Below are 4,702 nucleotides of genomic sequence, written 5' to 3'. Positions count from 1 at the left end.
GTCATGTCATGGCCGGCATGGGACTGCGCAAACGTGGGCAGCGCGGCCAACAGGCCGAGGGTCAACAGGCTTGGGGCAAGCAGGGAACGGCTCATTCTTCGATCCTCACTTCGCGCATCATGCCTGCTTCCATGTGRTACAGCAGGTGGCAGTGGTAGGCCCAGCGGCCGAGGGCATCGGCACGTACGCGATAGGTGCGGCGTGTACCGGGCGGCATGTCGATGGTGTGCTTGCGCAGCTGGAATTCACCCTGCGCGTTTTCCAGGTCGCTCCACACGCCATGCAGGTGGATCGGGTGCTGCATCATSGTGTCGTTGACCAGCACGATGCGCATGCGCTCGCCGTAGTTCAGACGCAGCGGTTCGGCACCGGCGAAGGGAATGCCGTCGAACGACCAGGAGAACTTYTCCATGTGGCCGGTCAGGTGCAGCTCGATCTCGCGGCCGGGCTCGCGGCCATCGGGGTCTTCGAACAGGCTGCGCATCGCACCATAGGTCAGCACCTGGCGGCCGTTGTCGCGCAGGCCGATGCCGGGGTCGTCCAGCTTGGGCTCGGTGGCCGAACTCTGCATGTCCACCAGCGGATTGTTGCGCTCGCTGGCCGGATGTTTTGGCGCTTTGCTGGCGGTATCGCCGCCGCCATGTGCGCCGTGGCCCATGCTGGCACCGCAGCCGCCTTCCATGCCCTTCATTGCTGCCATGTCGTGTCCGCCGTGGCCACCGCCGCCCATGTCGTGACCCGACATTCCTGTGACATGGGCCATGTCATGGCCCATGTCGCCCATCGTCAGCAACGGGCGCGGATCGCGCGCGGGAATCGGTGCCTGCAGCCCATGGCGCACGGCGAGGGTGCCGGCGGCATAGCCCGTGCGGCCCATGTCCTGGCAGAAGATGGTGAAGGCATCCTGGCCGCTGGGTTCCACCRGTACGTCGTAGGTTTCGGCCGGGGCGATGCGGAACTCGTCGATGCTGACCGGATGGATGTACTGGCCGTCGGCGGCGACCACGGTCATCTTCAGGCCGGGAATGCGCACGTCGAAGTRGGTCATCGACGCACCGTTGATGAAACGCAGCAGCACCTTTTCGCCACTGCGGAACAGCCCGGTCCAGTTGCCGGCCGGCGCGGTCCCGTTCATCAGGTAGGTATAAGTGTGCGCGTTGATGTCGGAGATGTCGCTGGGCGTCATCCGCATCCGGCCCCACATGCCGCGGTCGGACAGCGCGGCCGACCAGCCATCGCGACGGGCGTCGCGCAGGAAGTCGGGCAGGGTGCGCTTGTAGTAGTTGTCGTGCTCGGCGAGCTTCTTCATGCGCCGGAACAACGCGCCGGGATCCATGTCGGTCCAGTCGGACAGCATGATCACGTGCTCGCGGTCATGCCGGTACGGCGCCGGTTCGGCCGGGTCGATGATCAGCGCGCCGTACAGCCCCGCCTGTTCCTGGAACAGCGAATGGCTGTGATACCAGTAGGTGCCGGACTGCTTGAGGTCGAAGTGGTAGTGGTAGGTCTCGCCGGGGCCGATGCCGTTGAAGCTCAGGCCCGGCACGCCATCCATGTTGGCCGGCAGCAGGATGCCGTGCCAGTGGATCGAAGTAGGGTGCTGGCCGAGCGTGTTGCGCACGAACAGGTCCACGGTCTGGCCTTCGCGCCAGCGCAGGATCGGTGCCGGCAGCGATCCGTTGACGGTGATCGCCGGGCGGGTGCGTCCGGTGAAGTTGGCCAGCGACTCGCCGATCGCCAGTTCGACGCGGGTATCGCTGATGACCGAAGGTGCGCCGGCCAGGCGTGGCGCGGCAGAAGCGGCGGCGAGCGCGCGCTGCGGGATGCCGGCCGCGGCGATGCCGGCGACCACGCCGCCAGCAGCGATGCCCTGCACGAACAGACGGCGCGACGGCATGGGCACAGCGCCCGGGCCGGGAGGAATACGGGTACTCATGGTGGTGACTCCAAACACGGAAAGACGCCAGCGCAGGGCCGGCTTCAGTGCGCAGCGCGCACGAGGTGTGTTGGATCAGCCGATGGGAGGGCGCGAGATCGGCGGCAGCGGCGGTGCCGGGCGGCCATTGGCAGGCATCGGCTGCGGGGTCAGGGAAAGACCGGGACCGGTCAGGAAAGGCAGTGCCTGCACGGCCAGCAGCGGGTGCTGGGCACAGCTGCGCATGCAGTCCTTGATCTGGCAGTGTGCGTCGTGGGCGGGGGCCTTGGCCTGCGGCGCCTCGTCTGCAGTCATGCCGGCGTGGTGGTGGCAGTCAGCGTCGCCTTCATCGGTCGTTGCCGAGGCCATCGCATGGGCCATGCAGCCCATGTCCTCGTGCCCGCTGGCCATGGCCGCGTTCAGCCCGTTGAGAAACAGGCTGAGCATGAGCACGACACGGAGCAGGGTCGAGGCGAGGGACATGGCGCTAATCTAGCGGCAAGTGGGCGGACATGCACATCCGGCTGAACGGGTGGTTCAAGGTTTGAGCCGGGCGAGGGTGCGCAATCGCGCAGCCTGGTAGCTTCTGGCCATGCCCGGCGAGCGTGAGGCCCGGTCGATATGCGGGCCGCCGGGCATGGCCCGGCGCTACCGGGGTCATCCCTCTTCGCGCACGATCTCGACCAATCTCGGGCCATAGCGGCTGAGCTTGGTGCCGCCGATGCCACCGACCCGGGCCAGCTCGTCCAGCGAGGTCGGGCGCTGTTCGGCGATGTTGCGCAGGGTGCTGTCGTGGAAGATCACGAAGGCCGGCACGTTCTGCTCGCGCGCCAGCTCGGCGCGCAGGCCGCGCAGCGCATTGAACAGGGCCAGGTCCTGCGGCAGCACCGACAGGCCGGTGCGTTGCGCGCTGCGTTCGCGCCCGGCGCTGGCACTGACTGCATCGCGGCGCATGCTGATCTGGCGGCGACCGGTCAGCACATCGCGGCTGGCATCGGTCAGGCGCAGGCCACCGTGGCCCTCGCTGTCCACTTCCAGCAGGCTGGCGGCCACCAGCTGGCGGAACACGCTGCGCCAGGTGCGCGCGTCCAGGTCGCGGCCGATGGCGTAGGTGCTCAGCTTGTCGTGGCCCTGCTGCTTGACCTTCTCGTTCTCGCTGCCGCGCAGGACGTCGATCAGGTGGCCGACGCCGAAGCGCTGGCCACTGCGGTATACACAGCTCAACGCCTTCTGCGCGGGGATGGTGGCGTCCCAGGCCGCCGGCGGAGTCAGGCAGTTGTCGCAGTTGCCGCAGGGCTTGGGGTAGGTCTCGCCGAAACCGGCCAGCAGCACCTGCCGGCGGCACTGCATCGATTCGCAGTACCCCAGCAGGTGGTCGAGCTTGGACCGCTCCAGCTGCTTGCGCTCCTCGCTGGCCTCGGACTGCTCGATCATCTGCTTGAGCAGCACCACATCGCCCAGGCCGTAGCAGAGCCAGGCCTCGGCAGCTTCGCCATCGCGCCCGGCGCGGCCGGTTTCCTGGTAGTAGCCTTCSAYSGACTTGGGCAGRTCGRTRTGGGCSACRAAGCGYACRTCSGGCTTGTCGATGCCCATGCCGAAGGCGATGGTCGCGCACATGACGATGCCGTCTTCGCGCAGGAAACGGCGCTGGTTGTTGGCACGCACTTCCGCGGGCAGGCCGGCGTGGTAGGGCAGGGCATTGAACCCCTGCGTGCACAGGAACTCGGCGGTTTCCTCCACCTTGCGCCGTGACATGCAGTAGACGATGCCGGCCTCGCTGCGATGGCTGCGCAGGAAATCGCTCAGCTGCTTGCGGGCGTTGTCCTTCTGCACCACGGTGTAGCGGATGTTGGGGCGATCGAAGGAGCTGACGAAGTGACGTGCTTCGGCCAGGTCCAGGCGCTCGGCGATCTCGCGCTGGGTTGGCGGGTCGGCGGTGGCGGTCAGGGCGATCCGCGGAATCTCCGGCCAGCGCTCGTGCAGGACGGTCAGCTGCCGGTATTCGSGRCGGAAGTCGTGGCCCCATTGSGACACGCAGTGGGCTTCGTCGATGGCGAACAGGGCGATCCGGCTGCGCGACAGCAGCGACAGGAAGCGGCCGGTCAGCAGGCGTTCGGGAGCGACATAGAGCATGTCGAGCTCACCGGCGAGCAGTTCGCGTTCGACCCGGCCAGCCGTTTCGGCGTCCAGGGTCGAGTTCAGGAATTCGGCGCGCACGCCGAGCTGGCGCAGGGCTTCGACCTGGTCCTGCATCAGCGCGATCAGCGGCGAGATGACGATGCCACAGCCGTCACGCAGCAGGGCGGRCACCTGGTAGCACAGTGATTTGCCGCCGCCGGTAGGCATCAGCACCAGGGCATCGTGACCGGCAGCCACATGCTCCACGATGTCCTGCTGCGGACCACGGAAATCGTCGTAACCAAAGACGCGGCGGAGCAGGTCGTGCGCGGGACGGGAAGCCATCCAGCTAGTTTACCCCGGCGGGGGTTCGGCCGGGTTGCACCCGGCACCTGCCGTGGTGCCGGCCGCTGGCCGGCAATCCTGGCAACAGCAACAGCAACAGCAACAGCAACAGCAACAGCCGGCTCTGGGGTGATCCGTGGTTTGGCGGGGTGGTGTGGGCTTGCAGGACACGCCGTAAATCCGTCCATGGGGCTCGATGGCGCCATCCATGGCACCAACGGTCCTGCAAACCCACACCGCCCCACCCCCGACAGATTTCCGGTGACGGTTGGTAGATCCACGCCATGCGTGGATGAAATCTGTCAGATATCGACAAATAAAATG

The 4,702-nt window shown here is 67.0% G+C and carries 3 protein-coding genes; all 3 read right to left on the bottom strand.

What is annotated here, in order from left to right; translation table 11 throughout:
- Positions 1-91: 91 nt before the first annotated feature.
- A complete protein-coding gene (locus AC1VAN_RS12090; RefSeq protein ID WP_480985874.1) occupies positions 92-1,936 on the bottom strand; it encodes a copper resistance system multicopper oxidase in 1,845 nt (614 codons plus the stop codon).
- Positions 1,937-2,011: 75 nt separating this feature from the next.
- The gene (locus tag AC1VAN_RS12085) at positions 2,012-2,398 is read right to left on the bottom strand and encodes a CopL family metal-binding regulatory protein (RefSeq protein WP_442252153.1); all 387 of its coding nucleotides are present in this window, start codon (positions 2,396-2,398) and stop codon (positions 2,012-2,014) included.
- Between the two features lie 174 nt (positions 2,399-2,572).
- Positions 2,573-4,378: a DNA helicase RecQ gene (gene recQ / locus AC1VAN_RS12080; RefSeq protein WP_480985873.1), complete on the bottom strand. Its 1,806-nt coding sequence runs from the start codon at positions 4,376-4,378 to the stop codon at positions 2,573-2,575.
- Between the last annotated feature and the right edge of the window lie 324 nt (positions 4,379-4,702).

The organism is Stenotrophomonas sp. 05L44_2 (genome assembly GCF_056665995.1).
This window is presented reverse-complemented; position numbering and strand designations above follow the sequence as displayed.

Excerpts from the sequence above, each read along its gene's own strand:
- AC1VAN_RS12085 (WP_442252153.1), bottom strand. The coding sequence starts at position 2,398 with ATGTCCCTCGCCTCGACCCTGCTCCGTGTCGTGCTCATGCTCAGCCTG.